Source organism: Streptomyces sp. NPDC012510 (assembly GCF_042955065.1).
Taxonomy (GTDB): domain Bacteria; phylum Actinomycetota; class Actinomycetes; order Streptomycetales; family Streptomycetaceae; genus Streptomyces.
The window spans coordinates 253,728-278,008 of sequence record NZ_JBIBEN010000011.1 but is presented as its reverse complement, the minus strand read 5'-3'; the positions used below and the strand labels follow the sequence as shown (position 1 = coordinate 278,008).

Here is a 24,281-nt window from a genome sequence, read left to right as displayed (position 1 = left end):
GGTGGGTCCTTCCGGTCAGATCCGGTAACGCCGCAGTGCCGGTGTCACCGTCGCCAGGAGCAGCACGGCGGCGATGACCAGCAGACCGCCGCCGACGACGGCCGAACGGGCGCCGAAGGCCGCGCCGGCGGTGCCGTGCAGGACATCGGCGAGGCGGGGGCCACCGGCCACGACCACGGTGAAGACGCCCTGCATACGGCCGCGCATCTCGTCGGTGGCGGCGGACAGCAGGATGGCACCGCGGAAGATCATGGAGACCATGTCGGCGACCCCGGCGGCGACGAGGAAGAGGACGGCGAACCACAGGCTGGTGCTCAGCCCGAAGCCGGTGATGGCCGCGCCCCAGGCCGACACGGCCGCGATGACCATGAGGCCGTGCCGGTGCGAGCGGGAGAAGGTGCCCGACATCAGGCCTCCGACGACGGCTCCGATGGGGATCGCCGCGAACAGCAGGCCGAGGGCGAGGCCTTCGCCGTAGGGCGCGTAGGTGGTGTCGGCCAGTTGGGGGAAGAGGGCGCGGGGCATGCCGAGGACCATCGCGATGATGTCGGCGAGGAAGGACAGCAGGAGCACCTTGTGCAGCGCGATGTAGCGGAACCCCGCGAGGACCTCGCGCCAGCCGGCCCGTCGCTTCGCCGTGGTGTTCAGGGGCGGCAGCGGGGGGAGTCTGTACACCGCCCAGAGGGTGACGCAGAGGGCCAGCGCGTCGATCAGGTACAGCTCGGCCAGGCCGATGACCGGGATGAGGGCGCCGGCGAGCAACGGTCCGGCCACCAGTCCGAGTTGCATCACGGTGGAGCCGAGGGCGGCGGCCGCGGCCAGTTCGCCGGCGGGGACCAGCCGGGCCACGGAGGCGTTGCGGGCGGGTGAGTTGAGGCCGAAGAAGGCCTGCTGCAGGGCGAGCAGGGCCATCAGGGCCCACACCGACGCGAGACCGGTGACGGCCTGGACCCAGAACAGCACCGAGGTGACGGCGATGCCGGTGTTGGTGACGAGCAGCAGGGTGCGGCGGTCCACGCTGTCGGCGACAGCGCCGCCCCACAGCGCGAAGACCACCAGGGGCAGCAGACCGGCGAGGCTCGCGTAGCCCACCCAGGCGGAGGAACCGGTGATGTCGTAGATCTGCTTGGGCACGGCGACGGCGGTCAGCTGGCTGCCGACCGCCGTGACGATGGTCGAGGACCACAGGCGCCGGTAGGCGGGGCGGCGTAGCGGGCGGGTGTCCATGGCCCAGCGACGCCAGCCCCGGCGGGGTGCCGTCGGTGAGTCGTCCTCCGGTGCGGTGTCGTCGCCGGCGCTGCTCTTGGTGGTGTCCACGGGCATCCTGATGCTCGATACATCTTTTCGGTACGGGGACCACTATCGCGGAGAACGCCAACGCCGCGACAGGCGGTGGCGCGGTCGTCTCACATGCTGTCGGAGCGCGGTCGTCGGGCCGCGCTCCGTCGTCTCGTCGGTGGTCGGCTCACGCCCCGGCGATCAGCATGCCCCCGAGGGCGATCATCGTCACCGCTACCAGTCCGTCGAGGGCGCGCCAGGCCGACGGGCGGGACAGGAAGCGGCCGAGCAGTCGGGCGCCGAAGCCGAGGGCGGCGAACCAGCAGAGGCTGGCGACGGCGGCGCCGAGGCCGAAGGTCCAGCGCAGGGGTCCCTGGTCGGCGGCGATGGAGCCGAGCAGGAAGACCGTGTCGAGGTAGACGTGCGGGTTGAGCCAGGTCAGCGCCAGACAGGTGAGGAGGACCCGGCGCCGGGTGCCCGCCGTGCCCGCCTCGGCGCGCAGGGCGTCGCCGCCGGGGCGCAGGACGCGCCGGGCCGCGAGGGCGCCGTAGCCCAGCAGGAAGGCGCCGCCGACCAGGGCCACGGCGGTCAGCGCGCCGGGCCAGGCGACGACCACGGCACCGACCCCGGCGACTCCCAGGGTGATCAGGACCGCGTCCGAGAGGGCGCAGATGGCCACGACCTGGAGTACCGCGTCCCGGTGCAGGCCTTGGCGTAGGACGAAGGCGTTCTGGGCGCCGATGGCGACGATGAGGGAGAGGCCGGTGCCGAATCCGGCGGCGAGGGCGGTCATTTCACTGAACACGCACTCGACGCTAGGGAATGACCTGCTGTACGTACAGCTAAGGATTCTTACGTATCATTAGTGTTCGTGATGTCTCAGCTTCCCCTCGACCTGGTGCGCACGCTGCTCGCGGTGGTGGACGAGGGCACGTTCGACGCGGCGGCCGGTGCCCTGCATGTGACGCCGTCGGCGGTCAGTCAGCGGGTGAAGGCGCTGGAACAACGCGTGGGCCGGGTGCTGCTGATCCGGGAGAAGCCGGTGCGCCCGACCGAGTCGGGTGAGGTGATCGTCCGGTTCGCGCGTCAGCTGGCCCGCCTCGAACACGACGCGCACTCCGCGCTCGGCATGACGGGTCCCGGTGAGGCCACGCGCGTCTCCATCGCGGTGAACGCCGACTCGCTGGCCACCTGGTTCCTGCCCGCCCTGAGCCGGGTCCCGGAGGAGTTGCGCTCCTGCTACGAGTTGCTCCGCGAGGACGAGCAGCACACGGCCCGGCTGCTTCGGGAGGGGCTGGTGATGGCGGCCGTCACCTCGGCGCCGGACGCAGTGGCCGGCTGTTCGGTCCGGCCGCTCGGCCGGATGCGGTATCGGCCCTGCGCCGCCCCCGCCTTCGCCGGGAGATGGCTCGGTGTCGGGTCGGGCGTGCCGCTGGAGGACGTGATCGCGGATGCTCCGGTGGTGTTCTTCGACCGGCGCGACGAGTTCCAGGACGCCTTCGTGCGTGGGCTGACGCGCGGCCGCCCGGCCAGTTCCCGGCGGCACTACGTGCCGACGTCGGAGGGGTTCGTCGACGCCGTGGCCGCCGGGATGGGCTGGGGCATGGTGCCCGCCGCCCAGGCCGAGCGGCTGCTGGACGCCGGGCGGCTCGTCGATCTGGCGCCGGAGCGGTCCATGGACGCCCGCCTGTTCTGGCAGCAGTGGAAGCTCGACTCCCCCGCGCTCACCGCCGTGGCGGAGGCCGTCGCCGCCGAGGCCGCCGAGGCACTCGAACCCTGAGGAGCGCGGGCCCCGCACCCTCGAACCGCGAGACGCCACGCCCTCGAACCGCGAGGCCCCATACCCTCGGACCGCGAGGTTCGCCGCCACGGACTCAGCCGGCGGGGCCGAACGGCCCCTCCAACGCCGCCCATTGGAGCAGCATGATCGTCTTGGCGTCGGCGATCTCGCCGGTGCGGATCATCTCCAGGGCCCGGCGGAAGGGCAGTTCGACGATCTCGATGTCCTCGCCCTCCTCGTCGAGGCCGCCGCCCTCGTGGGTGCGGGTCGACGGGCCGTACGGGGCGGCGTAGAAGCTGACGCGTTCGGTGACCGAGCCGGGGCTCATGTAGATGTCGAAGACGTGCTGGATCTCGCCGATGGTGTGTCCGGTCTCCTCGACGACCTCGCGCCGCACGGCGACCTCGGGGTGCTCGTCCTCCTCGTCGAGCAGACCGCCAGGGGTCTCGACGAGCATCCCGTCCGGGTGGCCGTTGGCGTACACCGGGTAGCGGAACTGCCGGGTGAGCAGCACGGTCTCGCGTTCGGTGTCGTAGAGGAGGACGGTGGCCCCGTTGCCCCGGTCGTGCGTCTCGCGTTCCTGGGTGCTCCAGGTGCCGTCGGCGTGCTGGAAGTCGAAGGTCGTGGTGCGCTCCACGTACCAGTGGCTGGAGAGCAGTTTGACGTCCCGGACCTTGACCCGGGGGTTGCCGGTGAGGTCCCGGCCGGTGCGGTCGAGTCCGGTGCGCCCCCGACGGTCCGGGAGGTCGACGCCGGCGGTTTCGTTGGTCATGCCCGCTTCTACCATTCCGATCGAGACGTTGTCAGGCGCCTCAATTCGCCGGTCCCGCGCGTCGCTTGGCGGAATCGGACGGTCCGGGACAGCATGCGCGTATGAAGAGCGATCTTTTCTCGAACGAGAACATGGTGCAGCCGGCGTACGCGCCGGGGATGAGCGTCCAGAACGCCAAGTCGATCAAGTACGCCGTCAACGGCGAGATGCTCGCCCGGCAGGGCGCGATGATCGCCTTCCGAGGGAACCTGCAGTTCGAGCGCAAGGGCCAGGGCATGGGCGGCATGCTCAAGCGCGCGGTCACCGGGGAGGGTCTGCCGCTGATGGCGGTGCGCGGACAGGGCGAGGCCTGGTTCGCGCACGAGGCGCAGAACTGTTTCATCGTCGACATCGAGCCGGGTGATGTGTTCACCGTCAACGGCCGCAACGTGCTCTGCTTCGACGCGTCGTTGTCGTACGAGATCAAGACCGTGAAGGGCGCCGGCATGACCGGTGGCGGTCTGTTCAACAGCGTCTTCACCGGGCAGGGCAGGCTGGGGCTCGTCTGTGACGGCAATCCGCTGGTCATCCCGGTCTCGCCGCAGCTGCCCGTGTTCGCGGACACGGACGCGGTGGTGGGCTGGACGGCCAACCTGCAGACGTCGCTGCACCGTTCGCAGTCCTTCGGCTCGATGATCCGGGGCGGCTCCGGGGAGGCCGTGCAGCTGAAGCTGGAGGGCGAGGGCTTCGTGGTCGTCCGGCCGAGCGAGGTGACCCCGCAGAAGGCCCAGCAGCACTGACCGGGCGATCGACGGGGGCATGCGTGAGCGAACGGGTTTTCGAATCCGGGGGTACGCTGCTGATATGGCCGTGCACCTCCAGGGCTCCCTCTTCGACCAGTCCGACGACGTCCGCCTCGGCCCCCTCGACGGACTGCGCCGCCGTGAGCTGGGGGCCGGGGCCTGGATCGATCTGCTGCCCGGATGGCTCGGCGGGGCCGACGCTCTGTTCACCCGGCTCGCCGAGGAGGTGCCCTGGAAGGCGGAACGGCGGCAGATGTACGAGCAGGTCGTGGACGTCCCCCGGCTGCTCGCCCACTACGGCCCCGAGGACGCCCTCCCGCACCCCGCCCTGGACGAGGCCCGGGAGGCACTCTCCGCGCACTACGCCGCCGAGCTGGGCGAACCGTTCGCCACGGCGGGGCTGTGCTTCTACCGCGACGGCCGTGACAGCGTGGCCTGGCACGGCGACCGGATCGGGCGGGGCGCCCGGGAGGACACGATGGTGGCCATCCTGTCCGTGGGAGACCCCCGCGACCTGGCCCTGCGCCCGCACGGCGGCAGTGGCGGGGAGACCCTGCGGTTCCCGCTCGGCCACGGCGATCTGATCGTGATGGGCGGCTCCTGCCAGCGCACCTGGGACCACGCGGTCCCCAAGTCGACGCGTGCGGTGGGGCCGCGCATCAGCATCCAGTTCCGCCCGCAGGGCGTGCGGTAGGGACACCCGGGAGCCGGCTACTTCCGGTCGGCGAGGGCGCGCGCCTGCGACGTCCGGGCCAGCTTCGGGCCCAGCCAGCGCTTGAGGCGGCGCAGGGCCTCCAGACGCCCCGCGACACGGTCGAGCCGGTAGTAGAGCTGCGGCGGCACATAGGGCAGCAGCGGGGAGTGGCGCTGGCCGAGCAGGGCGAACATCTGCTCCGGCGGCAGGTCGATGTAGCGCTGGATGTTCTCGTACCACTGGGCGCTGTAGCGGGCCGCGCTCTGCAGCCGGAGGAGTTCGGACCTGCGGCGCCGCTCGTACGCGGTGAGCGCGGCCTCCCTGTCCGGGTGGGCGCCGAGGGCTTCGGCCAGGCAGATGGCGTCCTCCAGGGCGAGGGTGGTGCCGGCGCCGATGGAGTAGTGCGTGGTGTGGGCGGCGTCGCCGAGGAGGACGACGTTGCCGTGGTGCCAGGCGCGGTTGGTCAGGGTGCGGAAATTGAGCCACTGGGCGGTGCCGTCGTCCTGGGCCCGGCCCAGGAGCGGGTGGCCGTCCAGGATGTCCGCGAAGAGCTTCTCCAGCAGGGCCAGCCCGTCCGCCGCGTCCAGGTGGTCCAGGCCCGCGCCGTTCAGGGTCTTAGGGGAACACTCGATGACACAGGTGCTCTGTTCGTCGCTGAACGGGTAGGCGTAGGCCCAGATCCAGCCGTGGTCGGTCTCCTGGAAGGAGAAGGTGAAGGCGTCGAAGACCTTGGTGGTGCCGAGCCAGATGTAGGCGTTGCGGCCGAGTGCGACGTCACTGCCGAAGTGCTCCGCGTACCGTCCGCGTACCGCGCTGTTGACTCCGTCGCCCGCGACTACCAGGTCGGCGTCCGGCAGGTCGTCGGCCGTGATCTCGTTCTCGTACTCCACTCGCACACCGAGGGACCGGGCCCGGTCGGCGAGCAGTTCGAGCAGTCGGCGCCGGCCGATGCCGAAGCCGTCGTCGCCGGGCTGGGCCGTCGTGCGGTCGCGGACGTGGGCGATACCGCTGTTCCAGGTGACGGAGTTCTCGCTGATGGCGAGGGCCGTCTCGGGGTCCTTCTCGCGGAGCTTGTCCAGGAGTTCGGCCCAGTAGGTCACGCCCCAGCCGTAAGTCGATCCGGCCGGGTTCCGTTCATGGACGGTGATGTCGTGGGACGGGTCCTGCCGCTTCATCAGGATCGAGAAGTACAGGCTTGCGGGTCCGCCGCCGACGCACGCGATCTTCACGCCACTCCCATTTTGCTACGCAAAACGATCAATTGACCACGAAGAGTAGCAGCGTGTGCACGGCCCGGGTTCGCGTCACTTTGGCCGCGTTACCCCGACCACTCCATTCACACGGACGCCGCAAGATCATCGGCGGGAGCCGCACCACCGGGCGGAATTTCACAATCTCCACAACCGGGTGCATGTCTGGGTGGGCGGCCCTGGTCGATTTCGACGAGCCGATGAGCCGTGGAACGACACGACTCCTGCTGCGCTGTTGGACCACACCCCGCACCACACCCCGCATTACACGTTCGACGCGGCCTGATCACGTTGATCCACGGGAGACCTGGGTACTCGCGTCGGGCGCGGCCGAGACGATCGGTCGCGACGAAAGACGCCAACGATATGAGGAGGCGACCGGTGACGCAGATCGAGGAGTCCATCGAGGTCCAGGTCCCCGTACGGACCGCCTACAACCAGTGGACGCAGTTCGAGACCTTCCCCGAGTTCATGAGCGGGGTCGAGCGGATCGAGCAGCGTTCGGACACGCTCACGCACTGGGTGACCAAGGTGGACGGTGTGCGCAGGGAGTTCGACGCGGAGATCACCGAGCAGATCCCGGACGAGCGGGTCGCGTGGACGACCGTCGCCGGTGAGGCCAGGCAGGCCGGCGTGGTCACCTTCCACCACCTGTCCGAGGCACGCACGAAGGTGATGCTGCAGATGGAGCTCCAGCCCGAGGGCGCCGCCGACAAGGTCGCCGACAAGCTGGGCGTGGTGAAGCGGCAGACCAAGGGCGACCTGGAGCGCTTCAAGAAGTTCATCGAGGAGCGCGGCCGGGAGACCGGGGAGTGGCGCGGCGCCGTCGCGTGACGCCCGCGCCGGCCTCGTCCCGCCCGAGGGCTACTGGGCTCCGGACGTCTGCGCCGTACGGCACTCCGGGTGGCCCCAGCCCTGGTCGTTCTTGGCGATGGTCTCGCCCGCCGCGTACGGGCGACCGCACAGGCAGCGGCCGGGGAACTTCGCCTTGATCGTGCGGGACGACGAGGAGGACGAGGACGAGCCGGCCCGGCCGCCGGCCCGACCCGACTTCCCGGGCTTCTTCGCCGCGGCGCGGCGGACCGGGACCGTGTCGGGTACGGCCGGCGGCTCCGGGGAGCCCAGGTCGGTGCCGGCGGGCTCCTGGACGATGGCCGCCTGGCTCGCCGCCCGGTCGGCGAAGTCGTTGAGGGGGTCGCCGTCGACCTGGTGGGCGGGGACGTAGCGGAACTCGACGGAGCGGTCGGCGAGCAACTCGTCGATCCGGACCACGAGTTCCTGGTTGGCGACCGGCTTGCCGGCGGCCGTGCGCCAGCCGTTGCGCTTCCAGCCGGGCAGCCAGGTGGTGACCGCCTTCATCGCGTACTGGGAGTCCATCCGGATCTCGATCGGGACGGCCGGGTCGGTGGCGGCCAACAATCGCTCAAGCGCGGTGAGTTCGGCGATGTTGTTGGTGGCCCTGCCCAGCGGGCCGGCCTCCCAGCGCGAAGGGATCTCGTCGTTCTCGGCGACCACCCAGGCCCAGCCCGCTGGTCCGGGGTTTCCCTTGGAGGCTCCGTCACAGGCGGCCACAACACGTTCCGGCATGACCTCGATCATGCCATGCGCGGGGGCGTGGGACCGTCCATGGGTCCCACGCCCCCGCGCACGTCTCACCGCCCGCTCAGTCGACGTCCGTGAGCGTCGGCATCTCCCCCTGGGTGTTGGTGACGTCGATGACGGAGAACGACGCGCCCTGCGGGTCGCTGAGCGCCGCGAAGCGGCCGAAGGGGGTGTCCATCGGACCGAAGCGCAGGACACCGCCCAGTTTGGTGGCCTTCGCGACCGCGTCGTCGCAATCGGCGACGGTGAAGTAGACGTTGATGTACGACGGCACCTCGGGCGGGAAGTCCTCGTCGGTCATCTTCATCCGGCCGAGGAGCGGGTTCGCGCCGAGGTCGAAGACCCGGAAGTCCATGTGCGGGTTGTCAGGGTCCCTCATCTCCTTGACCCGGAACGGGAAGACGGCCGGGAAGAACGTGTCGGACTTCTCGGGCTCGCGGGTGAAGATCTCGGCCCACACGTACGCGCCGGGCACGCCCATGGATTCGAAGCCCTTGTGGACGCCGGCCTGCCAGACACCGAAGACGACTCCGTCCGGGGAACGGGCCAGCAGCATGGAGCCGAACTCGCCCACCCGCATCGGCTCCATCAGTACCTCACCGCCGTTGTCGCGGATCTTCGTCGCGGTGGCCTCCACATCGGACGAGGCGAAGTACAGGCACCAGGCGGACTGGCCCTCCTGCCCGGGCATCGGCGGGACGACGGCGGCCACCGCCTTGCCGTCCGCGTACGCCTGCGTGTAGTTGCCGTACTCGGAGGACGACTCGCCGAACGTCCAGCCCAGCACGTCGCCGTAGAAACTCTTCGCCCCCTCGACGTCGCTGAACATCGCGTCGGCCCAACAGGGCGTTCCCTCGGGATGTGCGGCCATGGCTGCCACTCTCCTCGGCTTCGACGGGTGGTTTCCCCGGCTCTCACGCTAGCCAGGGGCGGCCCCCGACGCGCGCCGAGTGGGACAGACCGCGTGAAACCGACCAGACATTCCCGGGACGGAACCACGGCTGTGCGTCGTCTGATAATTTCAGCGGCGCTCGCACCCCCGTTCGCCTCGACTCGTCAGGTGCCTCCATGTCCGGCCAACCGTTCAGACGTACGGCGATGCCGTGCGCCCGGGGCCGGTCGACGCGCCTGGTGCTGGCGATGGCGGCTGCCCTGGGGACCTTCCTGTTGTTCTGCGCGGGCGCGCACCCCGGCGACGGACCCGCGCAGCGTCCGCACGCGGTGTCGGCGGTCGCGGAGCGGCCGGTCGCCGCCCAGGCGGACCATGTGGAGCGCGACCCCTGCGAGCACGGCCCCGACGGGCACGACTGCCACTCCCCCGACCCGCGCGCGGTCCTCGGCCAGGCGCCGTCACCCGGCGCGGATCACACCACCGCGCCCTGGCAGCACGCGACCGCTCAGACCCCGGCCGCGCCCGACGGTTCCCGGCAGTCGGGACGGGCCCGCCCTCCCGATCTCCACGAACTGCAGTTGCTCCGCGTCTAGGCCGCCACCGGCCCCGTACGACAGCCCCCAGACGACTCGCAGGACCGCCGTGCCCGAGCGGCGCGGCGGGGAGAAGGACATCCCCATGGCTTCAGACAAGGCGAAGGCCAAGAACAGCGGCCCCAAGGGCACCGGCAGCGGCCCGAAGGGCAAGAACAACAGCCCGAAGGCCAGGGAGGCGGCGCGGCGCGCCCGCGTCGAGGAGATACGCAAGGCGGAGCAGGCCCGTGAGCGGCGCATGCGCCTGATCACCCTCGGCGTCACCGGCGCGATCCTCGCCGGGCTCGTCGGCGGCGGCTGGTACCTGATCGACGCGGCCCAGAGGAAGGACGAGGCGAAGGCCGCACCGATCGACGGGGTGAAGAGCTGGTCGAAGCTCAGCCAGAACCACGTCACCGAGACCGTCGACTACAAGATGAGCCCGCCGGTCGGCGGCGATCACAACCAGGTGTGGGTCAACTGCGACAAGCAGGTGTACACCAAGCCCGTGCCGAACGAGAACGCCGTGCACGGGCTGGAGCACGGAGCCGTCTGGATCACTTACAACGACAAGGCGGCCAAGGCCGACGTCGAGTCGCTGACCGACCTCGTGAACAAGACGACGTACACCTTCATGAGCCCGTACGAGGACCAGTCCTCGCCGATCGTGCTGAGCGCCTGGGAGCACCAGCTGAAGGTGGACAAGGCGTCCGATCCGCGCGTCCGGAAGTTCCTCGACAAGTACGTGCAGGGCGAGCAGACGCCGGAGCCGGGCGCCGCGTGCTCCGGCGGCATGACCCCGTGAGGTGACGGTGCGGGGGCGTCCGGCCGGTCCGGGCGTCCCAAGGCCTTGGTGCCCTTGGTGGCCGACACGGGTCTTCCGCCCCGCCCTGGGCTGTGCTTGCCTGGGGAGCCGTTTCGATGGCCGGGGCGGGAGTCGACGTATGCGCAAGCCGTGGATCGTGGGAGTGACGGGGGCGGTGCTCGCCGCGCTGCTGCTCGGCGCGTGCGGGGACCCGGAGTCGGCGCCCGACGAGGCGCCGTCGTCGGGCGCGGCGCCCGAGGCGTCGGCGACGACCCGGCAGCGGGCGGCCACCGCCTCCCCCGACGTCCGCCCGCCGAAGCCGGCGCCCAAGGTGCTCTATCTCGGGGACTCCCTCGCCATGGAGAACCAGAAGGTCCTGGGCGAGTTGCTCGAGGACGGCCTCGACGCCCGCTACACGAGCGCCCCGTACTCGGGCACCACCCTGTGCGACTATCTGGAGGGCACCGCCGACCGGTCGCTCGTCCCGACGAAGGACAAGGCGGCCGCGCTGGTGCGCCGCCTGCGGCCGGACTACGTCGTGTTGCAGTTCTGGGGCAACGCCTGGGACTACACGCCGTGCATGGACGGCATCACCTACGGAAAGGCCCGCGCGGAGTACTTCCGGCGGTACACGGCCGCCGCCGAACAGCTCACGGAACAGATCGCGAACGCCGGCGGCACGCACCGGCCGAGGATCGTGTGGGTGCTCCAGGGCCCCGACCCGATGACCCCGGACCGGGTCCGCCGGGTGAACGCCCTGTACGAGAAGCGGGCCGAAGCCTCCGGCGATCTCGTCGCCGACGCCGGCAAGGCGGTCAGCCCGGCCTCCGACCGCTACACCTGGACCCAGTACCTGCCCTGCACGTCGTACGAACGCGAGCACGACGGCTACTGCACCCAGCCCGGCCGGGACCGTACGGCCCTCCACCACGACGAGGACTATCTCCACTTCTGCCTGGCCCCCACGACGTCCGAGCCGAAGCCCTGCCCGGTGCTCTCGCCGGGGATCACCCGCTTCGCCCGTGAGATCACACGGGTGATCGCCGACGCGGGTCGGGAAGGCCCCTAAACCTCCTCCGCCGTGCGCTCGTCCTCGGAGTCCAGGGCCGGCTGCTCCCGTTCCGTCTGCCGCTTCGAGGCCCACAGGCTGGTCACCGTCGTCACGGCGAGGACCAGGACGATGAAGCCGAGGGAGAAGGGGATGGAGATCTCCGGTACGTGGACGCCGGACTCGTGCAGGGCGTGGAGGACGAGCTTGACGCCGATGAAGCCGAGGATGATCGACAGGCCGTAGGAGAGGTGGACGAGCTTCTTCAGCAGGCCGCCGATGAGGAAGTACAACTGACGCAGGCCCATCAGGGCGAAGGCGTTGGCGGTGAAGACGATGTACGGGTCCTGGGTGAGGCCGTAGATCGCGGGGATGGAGTCGAGGGCGAAGAGGACGTCGGTGGAGCCGATGGCGAGCATCACGACCAGCATCGGCGTCATGACACGCGTGCCGTTCTCCTCGATCCACAGCTTGGTGCCGTGGTACCGGTCGGCCACCCCGAAACGCTTCTCCACGGCCTTGAGGAGCTTGTTCTCTTCGTACTCCTCTTCGTGGCTCCCCTTGCGGGCGTCCTCGACCAGCTTCCAGGCGGTGTAGATCAGGAACGCGCCGAAGATGTAGAAGACCCAGGAGAAGCTGGAGATGATCGCCGCGCCGGCCGCGATGAAGATCGCTCGGAGCACCAGCGCCACCAGGACGCCGACCATGAGAACGCGCTGCTGGTACTGGGAGGGCACGGCGAACTTCGCCATGATCAGGACGAACACGAAGAGGTTGTCGACACTCAGGGACTTCTCGGTGATGAAGCCCGCGAAGAACTCTCCCGCGGGCTTGCCCCCGCCGACTGCCAGCACGCCCAGGCCGAACGCGATCGCCAGGGCGATCCAGACGGCCGACCAGATGCCGGCCTCCTTGATCGACACGTCATGGGGTTTGCGGCCGATGAAGAAGTCGACGGCGACGAGGACGCACAGGGCCACGACGGTGAGCAGCCAGGTGGTCAGGGAGACGTTCAAGGTTCCTCCGGGTGCGGGTGGTGCACAGCAAGCGTCACCGGCCGCCTGCGCGACCACCACCCGGTTCCGGTGAAGAACTTTCGAAGGTCTGGTGTGTTCCGTGGTGGAAGACCCCTCTCACGGGGGCCTTCCGCCTGGTGAGGGAGATCTCGGGGAGGCGGTTACTCGCCCGCGTACGCCTTCTCCAGAGCGGCGATGTCGAGTTTGCCCATCGACATCATCGCCGCGGTCGCGCGCGCCGCCTTCTGCGGGTCCGGGTCGCTGATCATGTCGATGAGCCGGCTGGGGACGACCTGCCAGGACACGCCGAACCTGTCCTTGAGCCAGCCGCACGGGCCGCCCTCGCCGCCACCCTCGGTCAGTTTGCCCCAGTAGTGGTCGACCTCGTCCTGGTCCTCGCAGAGGATCTGGAAGGAGATGGCCTCGTTGAACGTGAACTCCGGGCCGCCGTTCAGCGCGACGAACCGCTGGCCGTTGGCCACGAACTCCACGGTGAGCACGGAGCCGGCCGGCCGGGGCGCGCCCTCGCCGTAGTGGATGACCCGGCCGACCCGGGAGTTCTTGAAGATCGAGACGTAGTGGGCGGCCGCCTCCTCGGCCTGGCCGTCGAACCACAGGCAGGTGGTGAATCCGTCGCTGGACATGTGCGCCTCCTTCGGCGGGGTGTGTCGTCCCTGTGTCGACCGATCCTGGTCCGGAAACTCATCGGTGGCGCGGGCACGAGTCGCGGCGGACGAGGCCGGCCGGGCGGCGCTCTGCTGTCGGCGAATCTGCCGCGGGCAGAGAAGGACCAGGTGAGGGGCTGTTCCTGGGGAGAGTGGAGAAAGCGGCCACCGAGGTCGCGTCCATCCGCAGGGAGGAACCGTGGCTCCACTGATCACGGGCCGGGCACCGACGCTCGCCCCGCGCGCCGAGGAGGGCGACACCCCGCCGTCGCGCTTCGACGACCATCTCGCCGCACAACTGCTCGCACAGCGGATCGTCTTCCTCGGCACCCAGGTCGACGAGGTCTCTGCGAACCGGGTCTGCGCGCAGTTGCTGCTGCTGTCGGCGGAGGACCCGCGTACCGACATCAGCCTCTACATCAACAGTCCGGGCGGCTCGGTGACCGCCGGCCTGGCCATCTACGACACGATGCGGCTGATCCCGAACGACGTGTCGACGCTGGCGATGGGCTTCGCCGCGAGCATGGGCCAGTTCCTGCTGAGCGTGGGCACGCACGGCAAGCGGTTCGCGCTGCCCAACGCGCGGATCATGATGCACCAGCCGTCGGCGGGCATCGGCGGCACCACCGCCGACATCGAGATCCAGGCGGAGAACCTGGAGTTCACCAAGAGGGCGATCGAGCGGATCACCGCGGAGCACACCGGCCAGACGGAGGAGACGATCTCCCGGGACGGCGACCGCGACCGCTGGTTCACGGCCGAGCAGGCCCGTGAGTACGGAATGGTCGACCGGGTCGTGGAGTCCCTCGACGACGTGCGGCCGGCCTCTTCACGACGACGTATGGGACTGCAGTGATGGGGACGTACACGATTCCGAACGTGGTCGAGCGGACCCCGCAGGGCGAGCGGTCGTACGACGTGTTCAGCCGGCTGCTGTCCGAGCGGATCATCTTCCTCGGTACGGAGATCGACGACGGGGTGGCGAACGTCGTCATCGCCCAACTGCTCCATCTGGAGGCGTCGGCGTCGGAGAGCGAGATCGCGGTCTACATCAACTCGCCCGGGGGGTCGTTCACTTCGCTGATGGCGATCTACGACACGATGACGTTCGTGAAGGCTCCGATCTCCACGGTCTGTGTCGGGCAGGCGGCCTCCACGGCGGCGGTGCTGCTGGCGGGCGGGGACCCGGGGCGGCGGTTCGTGCTGGAGCACGCGCGGGTGCTGCTCGGCCAGCCGGCGAGCGGTGGCCGTCAGGGGACGGTCTCCGATCTCGCCCTCCAGGCCAAGGAGATGGTCCGGATCCGGGCCCAGGTGGAGCAGGTCCTCGCCCGGCACACGCGTCGCGAGGTGACGGAGCTGCGGGCCGACATGGACCGGGACAAGGTCTTCACGGCGGAGGAGGCGGTGGCGTACGGGCTTGCTGACGAGGTGTTGAGTCGGCGGGCGGTGGGAGTCTGAGGCTGCGCCGACCGAGGAGAGTTCCTCGGTCATGCGGCGACCACGGGTCGCATGGGTCGCTCGCGCGGTCCCCGCGCCTCTTCATGGGGCGCGGGGGGAGCGTCAGGCTACGAGGCACAGTCCGTTGTAGGGAGTCCCGGCCGGGTTGCGGGGAGCCTCGGCCGGGTTGCGGGAAGCCTCGGACCTCTTGCGGGTCAGTTCCGTCCCGGCCAGTGACAGCAGGTCGCCCAAACCCAGGCCGAGGGCTTGGGCCGCTGCCGCGAGAACCTCCGACGAGGCCTCCTTGCGGCCTCGTTCCACCTCGGAGAGGTACGGCATGGAGATACGGGCCTCGTCCGCCACGTCCTTCAGCGTGCGGTCCTGGGCGAGCCGCTCACGCCGCAGGACGTCGCCGACCAGGTCGCGCCACAGGGGTTCCTTTGCGGGTGGGCCCACGGGTGGGGCCGCTGCCGGACGCAGGGGGATGACTCGGGCTTCGTTCGACGCTTGTTGGCTCACTACTCCAGCCTAGGAACCGCGGCCCGCAGGGGAAGGGGGCGGCGTTGCGCCCTCAGGGAAATCCGGTCAGGGAGCGTCGGGTTCGAGGACGTCACTCGCCGATGCGGCCGTCGACGCGTTCGCGCAGGAGGTCGGCGTGACCGTTGTGGCGGGCGTACTCCTCGATCAGATGGACCAGGACCTCGCGCAGGGCGATGGGTTCGTCGTCGTGCCGGCCGGTGATCCCGAGGTCGGGGGCGGAGGCCACGAGGCGTTCGGCGAAGGCGACTTCCGAGCGCCAGGTCCGCCATGCGTCGGCGACCGCTTCGGGATCGGCCACGGCGCCGTTGAAGTCGCCGTCGGGGTCGTCGCCCGCGCGGTAGTGACGCGGCGCCGGCTCGCCCGCCAACGCCTCACGGAACCAGTACTGTTCCACGCCGGCCAGATGGCGTACTAGCCCGAGCAGCGACATGTTCGACGGCGGGACGGAACGGCGGGCCAGGGCCTCGGCGTCGAGTCCGGCGCACTTCAGCTCCAGGGTCAGCCGCTGGTTGCGCAGATACCCGACCAGCGTGGCCCGCTCCCCTTCGAAGCCTCCGTCACCGCGTGGGTCCGCTTCGGGGCCGACGAACCTGTCGCCCCACCCCGGCTTCCGCTCCGGCAGAGGTCCTTCGTCGAGCCCTGTTCCAAGACTGTCGCTCATGCGGAGGAGCATCGGCCGTCACCGCGTGGGTCCGCCACCGCTTTTCACGGTCGGAAGTTCGGTGGACTCCCGTACAACCCTTGTGACCCATGCGATGTCAAACAGGGCGCCGGACAAGGAACGGGCCCTTTCCGGACACCCCCGCGCTGCCCGGCCGTTTTTACCGTCTGGAGCCGAACATGCGCAAGAACCGTTCGACCGCCCTCGCGGCGGCCACTTTTCTTCTCGTCACCGGCGCTGCGATTGCCGCCGCGCCGTCCGCGTACGCCGGGGTGCCCGGCGGGACGCAAGCCAGTGACCGCAACAGCGACTTCAACGGCGACGGGTACGAGGACGTGCTGGTCGGCGCGCCCGGTGCCACCGTCAGCGGCAAGAGCGGCGCGGGTCTGGTGACCGTGCAGTACGGCTCGGCCAAGGGCATCGGCACCAGTGCTGTCGCCCGGTTCAGCCAGTCGACGGCCGGGGTCGCGGGCGCGGCCGAGGCCGGCGACGGCTTCGGCCGGGCCGTGGCGACCGGTGACCTGGACGGCGACGGGTTCGACGACGCGGTGGTCGGCATCCCCGGCGAGGACCTCGGAACCGTGAAGGACGCGGGCGGCGTTGCCGTCCTGTGGGGCTCGAAGGCCGGGCTGAAGGGTGCGGAGAGCGACTGGCTGCAGACCGAGGAGCCCGCCCAGAACGAGCGGTTCGGCCTCGGCCTGGCCGCCGCGCGCTTCACCGCGGAGACCGACGGGGACCTTCTCGCCGTCCTCGACGGGTACGGCGTGGAACTGTTCGCGTACGACGCCGCGGCGCCGAGCTCGATGCGCCGGGAGTCCACCCAGCGGCTCGGCGCGAAGGCGGAGGACGGCACCGAGGCCCGCGACATCCAGCCCAAGTCCATGACCACCGGCGACTACGACGAGAACGGATTCGCCGATCTGGTCGTGTCGGGGCTGAGCACCGGTGACGAGCCGGGTCACGGTTGGTCCACGTATCTGTCGGGGAACGCCGACGGGCTCAAGTACGAGCGTGATCTGCGCGGTGGACCGGTCGCGGCGTCCGGGGACATCAACGACGACGGCTATGACGACCTGGTGACCGGCGAGCCGAACTCACCGGACGACCAGCCCGGTGAGACGCAGACCGGCGGTCTGGTCGGTGTGCGCCTCGGCGGCCCGGACGGCCCGGCGGCGGAGCCCGACTGGTGGGTGCAGGACTCCCCCGGTGTGCCGGGGGTCGCCGAGGCCGGGGACGGCTGGGGTTCGGACCTGTCGGTCGCGGACACCGACGGGGACGGGTACGCGGACGTCGCGATCGGCGCCGCGGGCGAGGACATCGGCACGGTGGCGGACGCGGGAGCCGTGTGGGTGCTGCGCGGCTCGGCCTCCGGACTGACCTCGAGCGGCGCGAAGTCGTGGGACCAGAACTCGGCGAACGTGCCGGGCGTCGCCGAGAAGGGCGACAAGTGGGGCGCCCAGGTCCGGCTGACCGACCCGAACAGCGACGGCCGCTTCGGACTGCTGGCCGCCGCGCCGGGCGAGAACACCGGTGACGGCCATGTCTGGGTGCTCTCGGCGGGCACGGGCGGCGTCACGGCCTCGGGGTCGTGGACGTACAACGGCGCGTCCCTCGGGGCGCCTCACGTGGACGCGCTGTTCGGGTCGGCCATCGACGAGTGAGGAGTGAGTCACGGGGCGCCGGGCCGCTTCCGTGACCGGTCAGGAGCCCGGGGTGCCGGTCGGCTCCGGGAGGCGGTGCAGGGATGCCGACCCGGTCGTCGTGGTGTCGCCCGGTGGCTCCTCCGTCTCGGGGCTCTGCGACTCCGGCTCCGGCTCCGGCGCGGGCTCGGAGGTGTCCGGCTCCGGCTTCGGTTCCGCCGAGGTGGACGTGGGCGGTGGCACCGAGGACGACGAGGGACACGGGCTGGTCTCGGAGGCGTCCTGGCGCCGGGCGCCCTCGGGGCACGGCTCGGGCGACTTCGAGGGGGGTTCCTCGGAGAACGACGTCGACGCGGACGGGGAGGGCTGGTTGACGGGCGGGTTCGTCTTCTTGTCCTTCCCGCCCGTGTCGCCGGAGGGGCGGGTGAACCAGTCGTCGTGCTCGGGGTCGTAGAGGACGAACACATCGATGATCGTCGTCGAGGGCTCGACGACCACGACGTTCTGCGGCCGGTACGACGGCCAGGAGTCGCCCTTCGGCTCGGGGGTGGTCCTCAGTGCCACCGGTGGCTTCAGCGGGTTGCCGCAGGCGCAGCGCACCCGGGGCACCCCTCGGTCGTCGACGAGGACGGCGGTGCCTGCCTGGAGGACGGCCTGGTAGCTGGTGGCGGCGCCGTCGCGGTAGCCGTGATTGGTGACGCGGGTGTCCATGCGCAACTGCACCGGGGTGTACGAGCGCAGACGGGCCGGCACGTCGGAGGACCTGATGCCGAGGACGGCGGCGAACGCGTCGTTCTTGGCCGGGTTCGCCCGCAGGGCCTTGATCTGTTTCTCGACGTCGCAACTCGCGACGTTACGCGTGCCGCCGTAGAGACCGGGCGCCGAACCGTCCACGGCGCGGGTCACGTTGGCGGGTTCCGTCCTGCTCGGTGTCGTCGTGGGCGTCTCGGGCGGGGTGGAACTGTCCTTCGCTGTCGACTCGGTGAACGGGTCGGGGCCGGTCTTCCCGGCGGCCTGGAGGAAGACCTCGCCGTCGGCGGAGCCGCCCGAGTCGTCCGAGCGGGTGAGGACCACGATCAGCACCACGGCGACGACGGCCGCGGCGGCGATGAGGGCGATCCGGGGAGCGGACCGCCACCACGGACGGCCGGTCGGGCCGCCGGGGCCCTGCCCGGAGTCGTGGGAGCCTCCGCCCGACCCGCCCGACCCGCCCGACCCTTCGCCCGGGCCGCCGGGCCCTCCCCCCGGGCCCGAGGCGTCGCTCGGCGGTTCCGGGGGCACCTGGTCACTCGGCCGCGTCGGGCCGTGTGGGGTGGGGCTGGGTCGCGACGGACCGGACAGGGGGCCGGAGGGCGGTCCTGTCGGGCGGCCGGAGGACGGCTGATCGACGCTCACGGGGCTTCTCCCGCCGTAGGGATTCTGCGGCGATTCACACGCTTCATGTCATGTTTTTTGTCGTTTTCTTCCACGACAGGGCCATTGTGTGCTCCGCTCCCGTGCCGCCCGCAAGCCGAGGCAGCGAGCCGTCGGCGGGCCGAGGGGCGCGTTCCTCCCGGCGCGCGGAGTGCCTTCGCCGTGCTTAGCGTGTCAAGAGTGAGTCCCCAGACCCCGCGTCCGCGGCGGACGCCGGCGCCCGAGCGGGCGGCCGCCCACCACGGCTGGCTCCAGGCCCTCGGCACAGTCCTGGCCGGGCTTCTCGCGATGATCGTGACGGCGTCCCTCGGACTGTGGGCGGCGGGCGCGGCGGACCTCCCGGACAACGCGTTCCCCCGGGTCGTGGCAGCGACCGTCGTGACGGCAGTCGGGGGAACGATCGAGCTCTCCGGCGACGCCGGGCCCTTCGCCGACACCGACGCGGACCTGACCGTGATCCCGCTGTCGGTGCCCCTGGTCGGCGCGCTGGTGATCGCCTCCGGGTTCCTGCGGCCCCTGCGCCACCGGGCGGTCGCCGGCGCGGCCGAACTCGCGGGCTGGGCCGCCCGGATCGCCGCCCTGTGGCTGGCTGCCCTGATCGGGCTGGCGCTGACGGCCCGGCAGACCTTCGACATCCCCCTCGGGGACGTGGGCGATCTCTTCGGCACCTCCGCCCGGGTGGGCTTCGAGACGGCCGTGGCCCCGACCGTCTTCTTCGGGCTGCTGTGGCTGGCCGGGGTCCTCGTCCTGGCGCTGCTGGTGTCGCGCGGGGCACCGCTGCCGGCTCGTCTGCTGCGGTTGCAGGAGTCCGTCCGCCCGGCCGCCTACGCGATGGTCGGGCTGCTGCTGGCGTACGTCGGTCTGGGGCTGGTGATCGGGGTGGTCGTGGCGTTGACGCGCGGGCACGCCGCCGAGACGGCCGCGGTGCTCCTGCTGGGCCTGCCGAACCTGGTGTGGCTGACCTTCACGATCGGCCTGGGAGCGACCTGGGACAGCCAGGTCGAGGGACCGTTCGGGCTACCGATGCCGCAGTTGCTGGACGAGGTGATGCGCGGGCCCGATGTGTCGACCCTGGATCTGGGCTCGCTCGCCGAGCACGACGGCAGGGTGTGGTGGCTGGTGGTCGTGAACGCCGTACTGCTGCTCGTCGCCGCGTTCGTGATGGCGGCCCGCTCCCCCGCCCGGGTACGTCTGTGGCAGCACGCCGTGCACATGGCGGTCGCCCTTCTGCTCGCCGTCCTGATGGTCTGTCTCGTCGCCCGGGTCTCCGCGCACTACGGGCTGTCGGTTCTCGGCATCGGCGACCTCGGCGGCGACCTGGGCGGAGAGCTGTATCTGCGGCCCCGCACGGGGTCCGCCCTGGGGTTCGCCGTCCTGTGGGGACTGGTGACCGGCTTTCTCGGCGGGGTGCTGGCGAAGGGGGTGCGGCGACGGGGCGCGGTCGACGCGGGCGTCGACCGCCGGTAGTCGCCAGCCGGTGGCCGGCAGATGGGGGCGAAATCGCCGATCGCGATGGGTGGGGCAGGCGCTGTACAGCGCCCGCCTCCGGGTCAGCCGATGCGCGGGCCGGTCGGACCGCGGCATGATGCCGACTCCGCAGACGGTGTCGCGTGGGGCCGGGAGGGACGGCCGGACCGGAGGGAGGGGCCCTCGGCCCGGACCTGCTGGAACAGGAATGCCCCGTGGGCGACTGACGACCGGTCGGTCAGGGTGGTCAGCGGCGCGCCGGCGTTCCCACGGTCGGCGCAAGCCCGCAGCTGCGACTGCGCCGCGTGGACCGCCCGGCCGATCACAACGCCCGCGTCGGGGGCGGCCGCGCGGCCCGTCCGCCTCCGTCCGACCGCCGTCCTCCGTCCTCCGTCCGACCGCCGTCCTCCGTCCGTCGGCGTCAGGGCCGTCGGCGTCAGGGCCGTTGCGTCAGGTCCGTCGGACGGCGGGCGAGGAGGGAGGCGCAGATCTCGCCGGCCCGTACGGCGGTGGTGGACAGCAGGGTCGAGGTGAGGCCGTGGGTGTGTTCGGTGCCGCCCTGGAGGTAGATGTCTGCGGTGACATTGGGGGCGGTGGCCACACGGTGGTCGCGGCCCACCCTGAGCGCGTCCTCGTCGTCGCGCAGACAGAGCTTGCCGATCTCCCCCAGGTTGTCGCCGACGCCCTGGGGTTGATAGCCGGTGGCGTAGACGAGCAGGTCGGAGGAGAGGACCTCGCGCTCGCCCGTCGGCAGGAACTCCACGGTCACCTTGACGTCGTCGGTGCCCGTCTCGACCTCGCGCAGGCGGGAGACGTTCATCATCCGCAGTCGCTCCCTGCCCTGGACCTGCTCCTGGTACATCGTCCGGGACAGGGACTCGATCAAGTCCATGTCCACGACGGAGTAGTTGGTGCTGCGGTGGTAGTCGAACAGCGACTGTTTCACCTCGCGGGGCGCGCCGTAGTAGAGGTCGACGGCCTCGGGGTCGAAGATCTTGTTGGCGAAGGGGCTGTCGTCGGCGGGCGTGTAGCCGTACTTGGCGAAGACGGAGCAGATCTCGGCCTCGGGGAAGCTGCGGTGGAGGTAGTCGACGGCCTCTGCCGCGCTCTGGCCGGCACCGAGGACGACGGCGCGGCGTACCGGCCGTCCGGAGCGCTGGGCCTGAGCGACGCGGGGCAGCAACTCGCTGTTGTGCCAGACCCGTTCGGACAGGGCGGCGCCGGGCGGGAGGTGTGGCTCCAGGCCGGTGGCGACACAGATGCTGCGGGCGCGGCGGACCGTGAGCCGTTCCGGGTCGCCGGGTACGCGGCTGGTGACGTCGAAGAAGCGGATCTCCCCGTCCCGGGTGACGGGGCGCACGGAGACGACCTCGGCGGAGTACTCGACGAGGTGCGAGACGCGTGCGGCGGCCCATTCGAAGTAGTCGTGGAACTCGATGCGGAGGGGGAAGAGGGTCTTGAGGTTGAGGAAGTCGACGAGCCGGCCCCGGTCGCGCAGGTAGCACAGAAAGCTGAAGTCGCTGGTGGGGTCACGCATCGTCACCAGGTCCTTCAGGAAGGAAACTTGCATCGTGGCGTCGTCGATGAGCATGCCGCGGTGCCATCCGAAGCGGGGTTGCCTCTCCAGGAACCCGACCCGAAGTCCGTCCCCGGCCACGGAGTCGACGGAGTGTTCGTGCAATGCGATGGCGAGTGCGAGATTCGATGGCCCGAATCCGATGCCCAGTATGTCGTAGATGGAATCAGGACCGGTCTGCAGCGTCGTCACCGCGTCATCGCCTCCCATAGGCAGGGGTCACAGAGTTTCCGAAGCTGGAACACAACCTCCCCCAAGCAGAGCCATGTTAGATAAGGTTAGCCTTACCTAGCAACGGCTGAGGAGGGCTCATATGCGGGTCGTCATGTTCGGGTACCAGACCTGGGGACACCGAACGCTGCAGGCTCTGCTGGACTCCGGACACGAGGTGGTTCTCGCCGTCACCCATCCGAAGAGCGACCACGCGTACGAGAAGATCTGGAGCGACTCGGTCGCCGATCTCGCCGAACAGCACGGTGTGCCGGTGCTGTTGCGCAACCGTCCGGGCGACGAGGAACTGCTGCGCACGCTCAAGGAGGCCGATCCGGACCTCATCGTGGCGAACAACTGGCGTACCTGGCTGCCGCCCGAGATCTTCGACCTGCCGCCCCACGGCACCCTCAACATCCATGACTCGCTGCTGCCGCGGTACGCCGGCTTCTCGCCCCTCATCTGGGCGCTCATCAACGGCGAGCAGGAGGTCGGTGTCACCGCCCACCGCATGGACGCCGAACTCGACATGGGCGACGTCCTGTTGCAGCGCTCGGTGCCGGTCGGACCGCACGACACGGCGACGGACCTGTTCCACCGCACGGTCGACCTGATCGGCCCGCTCGTCACCGACTCGCTCGAACTCATCGCTTCCGGACGGGCCGTGTGGACGCCCCAGGACCGCTCCCGGGCGAGTTTCTTCCACAAGCGGTCCCCCGGGGACAGCCGGATCGACTGGACGTGGACAGCTCAGGAGCTGGAACGATTCGTCCGGGCCCAGTCCGACCCGTACCCCAACGCGTTCACCCACCACCGGGGCGAACGGCTCCGGATCGTCTCCGCCGCCGTCTCCGAGGGCCGTTACGGCGGCACACCTGGGCGGATCTTCATCAAGGAGGGCGACGGTGTCGTCATCGTCGCCGGTGCCGAGGCACGCTCCGGGCGGCTGCCCGGCCTGGTGGTCAAGCGGGTACGGACGGAGGACGGCACCGAGCACGCGGCGACGGACTACTTCCGCACGATGGGCGGTTACCTGACCGACCTCCCGTAGGCAGGAGCCGGGGCACCGCCGGTCCGTCAGCCGGTGGTGCCCGACACGGACACCGCGGCGGGGTCCGTGCCCTCGTGGTGGCGGCCCATAGGGATGACCATGGGGGTGCGGCTGACGGGGTCCTCGCCGACGACGCAGCGCAGTCCGAAGACGTCCTCGACCATCGTGGCGGTGATGACGTCGGCGGGGGCGCCCTCCCCCGCGATCCGCCCGTTCTTCATCGCGATGATGTGGTCGGCGTACCGGCAGGCCTGGTTGAGGTCGTGCAGCACCATGACGACCGTGCGCCCCTGGTGCCGGTTGAGGTCGGTGACCAGGTCGAGGACGTCGATCTGGTGGGCGAGGTCGAGATACGTCGTCGGCTCGTCCAACAGCATCACGGGGGTGCCCTGGGCCACGGCCATGGCGATCCAGGCGCGCTGGCGCTGTCCGCCGGAGAGCTCGTCGACGGGCCGGTGGGCGAGGTCGGTCATCGCGGTCGCTCTGAGCGCCTCGTGCACGGCCTCCTCGTCGCCCTGCGACCACTGCCGCCACCATGTCTGGTGCGGTGAACGGCCACGCCCGACCAGGTCGATGACGGTCAGCCCCTCCGGTGCGACGGGTGTCTGGGGGAGGATGCCGAGCCGCTGGGCGAGGGTGCGGGTGGGGATGGAGTGCACCGAGCGGCCGTCGAGGTGGACCGCCCCCGCCTTGGGGGTGAGCAGCCGGGCCAGGGCGCGCAGCAGGGTCGACTTGCCACAGGCGTTGGCGCCGACGATCGCGGTGACCCGGCCGGTGGGGATCGCCAGGTCGAGGTTCTCGACGACGATCCGGTCGTCGTAGGCCAGGCACAGGCCCTCCGCCCGCAGGTCGGGTCCGTCGACGCGGCCGGCACGCGCCGCCGTGGACGGTGCGCGCTCGGCGGCGGGTCCGTGTTCCGTGGCGAGTCCGTGTTCAGTGACGGGTCCGTGTTCCGTGGCGAGTCCGTGTTCAGTGACGGGTCCGTGTTCCGTGGCGAGTCCGTGTTCGGTGACGGGCTCGTGCTTCTCGGTGGCAGGTCCGTGTTCGGTGACGGGCTCGTGCTTCTCGGTGGCCGGCCCGCGTTCGGTGACGGGCTCGTGCTTCTCGGTGGCCGGTTCGTACTTCGATGA

At 70.7% G+C, this 24,281-nt stretch carries 25 protein-coding genes; 12 read left to right on the top strand and 13 right to left on the bottom strand.

The genetic code is table 11. From position 1 onward, the window contains the following. Positions 1-15 precede the first annotated feature (15 nt). The gene (locus tag ACFY9I_RS22225; RefSeq protein ID WP_391004158.1) at positions 16-1,317 is read right to left on the bottom strand and encodes an MFS transporter; all 1,302 of its coding nucleotides are present in this window, start codon (positions 1,315-1,317) and stop codon (positions 16-18) included. Between the two features lie 148 nt (positions 1,318-1,465). Then, complete coding sequence (locus ACFY9I_RS22220; protein WP_391004269.1) at positions 1,466-2,071, bottom strand: LysE family transporter; 606 nt, start codon at positions 2,069-2,071, stop codon at positions 1,466-1,468. Positions 2,072-2,149: 78 nt separating this feature from the next. Here ACFY9I_RS22220 and ACFY9I_RS22215 point away from each other — a divergent pair, with 78 nt between their 5' ends. Next, complete coding sequence (locus ACFY9I_RS22215) at positions 2,150-3,058, top strand: ArgP/LysG family DNA-binding transcriptional regulator (RefSeq protein WP_391004156.1); 909 nt, start codon at positions 2,150-2,152, stop codon at positions 3,056-3,058. Between the two features lie 94 nt (positions 3,059-3,152). Here ACFY9I_RS22215 and ACFY9I_RS22210 read toward each other — a convergent pair whose 3' ends face one another. Beyond that, complete coding sequence (locus ACFY9I_RS22210) at positions 3,153-3,830, bottom strand: NUDIX domain-containing protein (protein WP_391004154.1); 678 nt, start codon at positions 3,828-3,830, stop codon at positions 3,153-3,155. A gap of 101 nt (positions 3,831-3,931) precedes the next feature. Here ACFY9I_RS22210 and ACFY9I_RS22205 point away from each other — a divergent pair, with 101 nt between their 5' ends. Next, positions 3,932-4,609, top strand: a complete 678-nt coding sequence (locus ACFY9I_RS22205; protein ID WP_391004151.1) for an AIM24 family protein — start codon at positions 3,932-3,934, stop codon at positions 4,607-4,609. A 64-nt stretch (positions 4,610-4,673) separates the two neighbouring features. Next, on the top strand, positions 4,674-5,306 hold the full coding sequence (locus tag ACFY9I_RS22200; protein ID WP_391004149.1) for an alpha-ketoglutarate-dependent dioxygenase AlkB: 633 nt from the start codon (positions 4,674-4,676) through the stop codon (positions 5,304-5,306). Positions 5,307-5,323: 17 nt separating this feature from the next. Here the strand turns inward: ACFY9I_RS22200 and ACFY9I_RS22195 are convergent, their stop codons facing one another. After that, positions 5,324-6,535, bottom strand: a complete 1,212-nt coding sequence (locus ACFY9I_RS22195) for an FAD-dependent monooxygenase (RefSeq protein WP_391004147.1) — start codon at positions 6,533-6,535, stop codon at positions 5,324-5,326. A gap of 402 nt (positions 6,536-6,937) precedes the next feature. Between ACFY9I_RS22195 and ACFY9I_RS22190 the strand changes: the two genes are divergently transcribed. Continuing rightward, positions 6,938-7,390 (top strand): SRPBCC family protein, encoded by a 453-nt coding sequence (locus ACFY9I_RS22190; RefSeq protein WP_391004145.1) that lies wholly within the window; start codon positions 6,938-6,940, stop codon positions 7,388-7,390. A 30-nt stretch (positions 7,391-7,420) separates the two neighbouring features. Here ACFY9I_RS22190 and ACFY9I_RS22185 read toward each other — a convergent pair whose 3' ends face one another. Next, on the bottom strand, positions 7,421-8,155 hold the full coding sequence (locus tag ACFY9I_RS22185; protein WP_391004143.1) for an RNase H family protein: 735 nt from the start codon (positions 8,153-8,155) through the stop codon (positions 7,421-7,423). A gap of 64 nt (positions 8,156-8,219) precedes the next feature. Next, on the bottom strand, positions 8,220-9,029 hold the full coding sequence (locus ACFY9I_RS22180; RefSeq protein WP_391004140.1) for a VOC family protein: 810 nt from the start codon (positions 9,027-9,029) through the stop codon (positions 8,220-8,222). 197 nt (positions 9,030-9,226) lie between these two features. Between ACFY9I_RS22180 and ACFY9I_RS22175 the strand changes: the two genes are divergently transcribed. From ACFY9I_RS22175 to ACFY9I_RS22165, 3 genes are all read left to right on the top strand, one after another. Beyond that, positions 9,227-9,643 (top strand): DUF6153 family protein, encoded by a 417-nt coding sequence (locus tag ACFY9I_RS22175; protein WP_391004138.1) that lies wholly within the window; start codon positions 9,227-9,229, stop codon positions 9,641-9,643. Between the two features lie 85 nt (positions 9,644-9,728). Then, positions 9,729-10,427 carry a DUF3105 domain-containing protein gene (locus tag ACFY9I_RS22170; protein WP_391004135.1) on the top strand — a complete coding sequence of 233 codons (699 nt, stop codon included), beginning with the start codon at positions 9,729-9,731 and terminating at the stop codon, positions 10,425-10,427. A 139-nt stretch (positions 10,428-10,566) separates the two neighbouring features. Further along, positions 10,567-11,496, top strand: coding sequence for an SGNH/GDSL hydrolase family protein (locus ACFY9I_RS22165; RefSeq protein WP_391004133.1), 930 nt, complete (start codon positions 10,567-10,569; stop codon positions 11,494-11,496). On the opposite strand, the gene ACFY9I_RS22160 is transcribed toward ACFY9I_RS22165, so the two are convergent. Beyond that, complete coding sequence (locus tag ACFY9I_RS22160) at positions 11,493-12,491, bottom strand: TerC/Alx family metal homeostasis membrane protein (RefSeq protein WP_391004131.1); 999 nt, start codon at positions 12,489-12,491, stop codon at positions 11,493-11,495. The genes ACFY9I_RS22165 and ACFY9I_RS22160 overlap by 4 nt on opposite strands. Positions 12,492-12,652: 161 nt before the next feature. Further along, on the bottom strand, positions 12,653-13,135 hold the full coding sequence (locus ACFY9I_RS22155) for a VOC family protein (protein ID WP_391004129.1): 483 nt from the start codon (positions 13,133-13,135) through the stop codon (positions 12,653-12,655). Between the two features lie 220 nt (positions 13,136-13,355). Here ACFY9I_RS22155 and ACFY9I_RS22150 point away from each other — a divergent pair, with 220 nt between their 5' ends. Both ACFY9I_RS22150 and ACFY9I_RS22145 read left to right on the top strand, forming a co-directional pair. After that, positions 13,356-14,012 carry an ATP-dependent Clp protease proteolytic subunit gene (locus ACFY9I_RS22150; protein ID WP_391004127.1) on the top strand — a complete coding sequence of 219 codons (657 nt, stop codon included), beginning with the start codon at positions 13,356-13,358 and terminating at the stop codon, positions 14,010-14,012. Then, entirely contained in the window at positions 14,012-14,614 is a 603-nt protein-coding gene (locus ACFY9I_RS22145; protein ID WP_391004124.1) for an ATP-dependent Clp protease proteolytic subunit, read from the top strand. The genes ACFY9I_RS22150 and ACFY9I_RS22145 overlap by 1 nt, the downstream gene beginning before the upstream one ends. A 102-nt stretch (positions 14,615-14,716) precedes the next feature. On the opposite strand, the gene ACFY9I_RS22140 is transcribed toward ACFY9I_RS22145, so the two are convergent. Both ACFY9I_RS22140 and ACFY9I_RS22135 read right to left on the bottom strand, forming a co-directional pair. Beyond that, a complete protein-coding gene (locus ACFY9I_RS22140) occupies positions 14,717-15,112 on the bottom strand; it encodes a helix-turn-helix domain-containing protein (RefSeq protein ID WP_391004122.1) in 396 nt (131 codons plus the stop codon). A gap of 91 nt (positions 15,113-15,203) precedes the next feature. Beyond that, complete coding sequence (locus ACFY9I_RS22135; RefSeq protein WP_391004120.1) at positions 15,204-15,806, bottom strand: DUF664 domain-containing protein; 603 nt, start codon at positions 15,804-15,806, stop codon at positions 15,204-15,206. Between the two features lie 167 nt (positions 15,807-15,973). Between ACFY9I_RS22135 and ACFY9I_RS22130 the strand changes: the two genes are divergently transcribed. Then, positions 15,974-17,455 carry an esterase gene (locus ACFY9I_RS22130; protein ID WP_391004118.1) on the top strand — a complete coding sequence of 494 codons (1,482 nt, stop codon included), beginning with the start codon at positions 15,974-15,976 and terminating at the stop codon, positions 17,453-17,455. 39 nt (positions 17,456-17,494) lie between these two features. On the opposite strand, the gene ACFY9I_RS22125 is transcribed toward ACFY9I_RS22130, so the two are convergent. Next, entirely contained in the window at positions 17,495-18,829 is a 1,335-nt protein-coding gene (locus ACFY9I_RS22125) for a DUF6777 domain-containing protein (RefSeq protein WP_391004115.1), read from the bottom strand. 198 nt (positions 18,830-19,027) lie between these two features. On the opposite strand from ACFY9I_RS22125, the gene ACFY9I_RS22120 reads away from it, so the two are divergent. After that, on the top strand, positions 19,028-20,314 hold the full coding sequence (locus ACFY9I_RS22120; protein WP_391004113.1) for a streptophobe family protein: 1,287 nt from the start codon (positions 19,028-19,030) through the stop codon (positions 20,312-20,314). 436 nt (positions 20,315-20,750) lie between these two features. Here ACFY9I_RS22120 and ACFY9I_RS22115 read toward each other — a convergent pair whose 3' ends face one another. Then, on the bottom strand, positions 20,751-22,082 hold the full coding sequence (locus tag ACFY9I_RS22115; RefSeq protein ID WP_391004111.1) for a SidA/IucD/PvdA family monooxygenase: 1,332 nt from the start codon (positions 22,080-22,082) through the stop codon (positions 20,751-20,753). A 121-nt stretch (positions 22,083-22,203) separates the two neighbouring features. Here ACFY9I_RS22115 and ACFY9I_RS22110 point away from each other — a divergent pair, with 121 nt between their 5' ends. After that, a complete protein-coding gene (locus tag ACFY9I_RS22110; protein WP_391004108.1) occupies positions 22,204-23,151 on the top strand; it encodes a formyltransferase family protein in 948 nt (315 codons plus the stop codon). Between the two features lie 26 nt (positions 23,152-23,177). On the opposite strand, the gene ACFY9I_RS22105 is transcribed toward ACFY9I_RS22110, so the two are convergent. After that, positions 23,178-23,999 carry an ATP-binding cassette domain-containing protein gene (locus tag ACFY9I_RS22105; RefSeq protein WP_391004267.1) on the bottom strand — a complete coding sequence of 274 codons (822 nt, stop codon included), beginning with the start codon at positions 23,997-23,999 and terminating at the stop codon, positions 23,178-23,180. Positions 24,000-24,281 lie beyond the last annotated feature (282 nt).

Excerpts from the sequence above, each read along its gene's own strand:
- ACFY9I_RS22220 (WP_391004269.1), bottom strand. The coding sequence starts at position 2,071 with ATGACCGCCCTCGCCGCCGGATTCGGCACCGGCCTCTCCCTCATCGTC.
- ACFY9I_RS22210 (WP_391004154.1), bottom strand. The coding sequence starts at position 3,830 with ATGACCAACGAAACCGCCGGCGTCGACCTCCCGGACCGTCGGGGGCGC.
- ACFY9I_RS22205 (WP_391004151.1), top strand. The coding sequence starts at position 3,932 with ATGAAGAGCGATCTTTTCTCGAACGAGAACATGGTGCAGCCGGCGTAC.
- ACFY9I_RS22200 (WP_391004149.1), top strand. The coding sequence starts at position 4,674 with ATGGCCGTGCACCTCCAGGGCTCCCTCTTCGACCAGTCCGACGACGTC.
- ACFY9I_RS22185 (WP_391004143.1), bottom strand. The coding sequence starts at position 8,155 with ATGATCGAGGTCATGCCGGAACGTGTTGTGGCCGCCTGTGACGGAGCC.
- ACFY9I_RS22180 (WP_391004140.1), bottom strand. The coding sequence starts at position 9,029 with ATGGCCGCACATCCCGAGGGAACGCCCTGTTGGGCCGACGCGATGTTC.
- ACFY9I_RS22175 (WP_391004138.1), top strand. The coding sequence starts at position 9,227 with ATGTCCGGCCAACCGTTCAGACGTACGGCGATGCCGTGCGCCCGGGGC.
- ACFY9I_RS22170 (WP_391004135.1), top strand. The coding sequence starts at position 9,729 with ATGGCTTCAGACAAGGCGAAGGCCAAGAACAGCGGCCCCAAGGGCACC.
- ACFY9I_RS22165 (WP_391004133.1), top strand. The coding sequence starts at position 10,567 with ATGCGCAAGCCGTGGATCGTGGGAGTGACGGGGGCGGTGCTCGCCGCG.
- ACFY9I_RS22155 (WP_391004129.1), bottom strand. The coding sequence starts at position 13,135 with ATGTCCAGCGACGGATTCACCACCTGCCTGTGGTTCGACGGCCAGGCC.
- ACFY9I_RS22145 (WP_391004124.1), top strand. The coding sequence starts at position 14,012 with ATGGGGACGTACACGATTCCGAACGTGGTCGAGCGGACCCCGCAGGGC.
- ACFY9I_RS22135 (WP_391004120.1), bottom strand. The coding sequence starts at position 15,806 with ATGCTCCTCCGCATGAGCGACAGTCTTGGAACAGGGCTCGACGAAGGA.
- ACFY9I_RS22130 (WP_391004118.1), top strand. The coding sequence starts at position 15,974 with ATGCGCAAGAACCGTTCGACCGCCCTCGCGGCGGCCACTTTTCTTCTC.
- ACFY9I_RS22110 (WP_391004108.1), top strand. The coding sequence starts at position 22,204 with ATGCGGGTCGTCATGTTCGGGTACCAGACCTGGGGACACCGAACGCTG.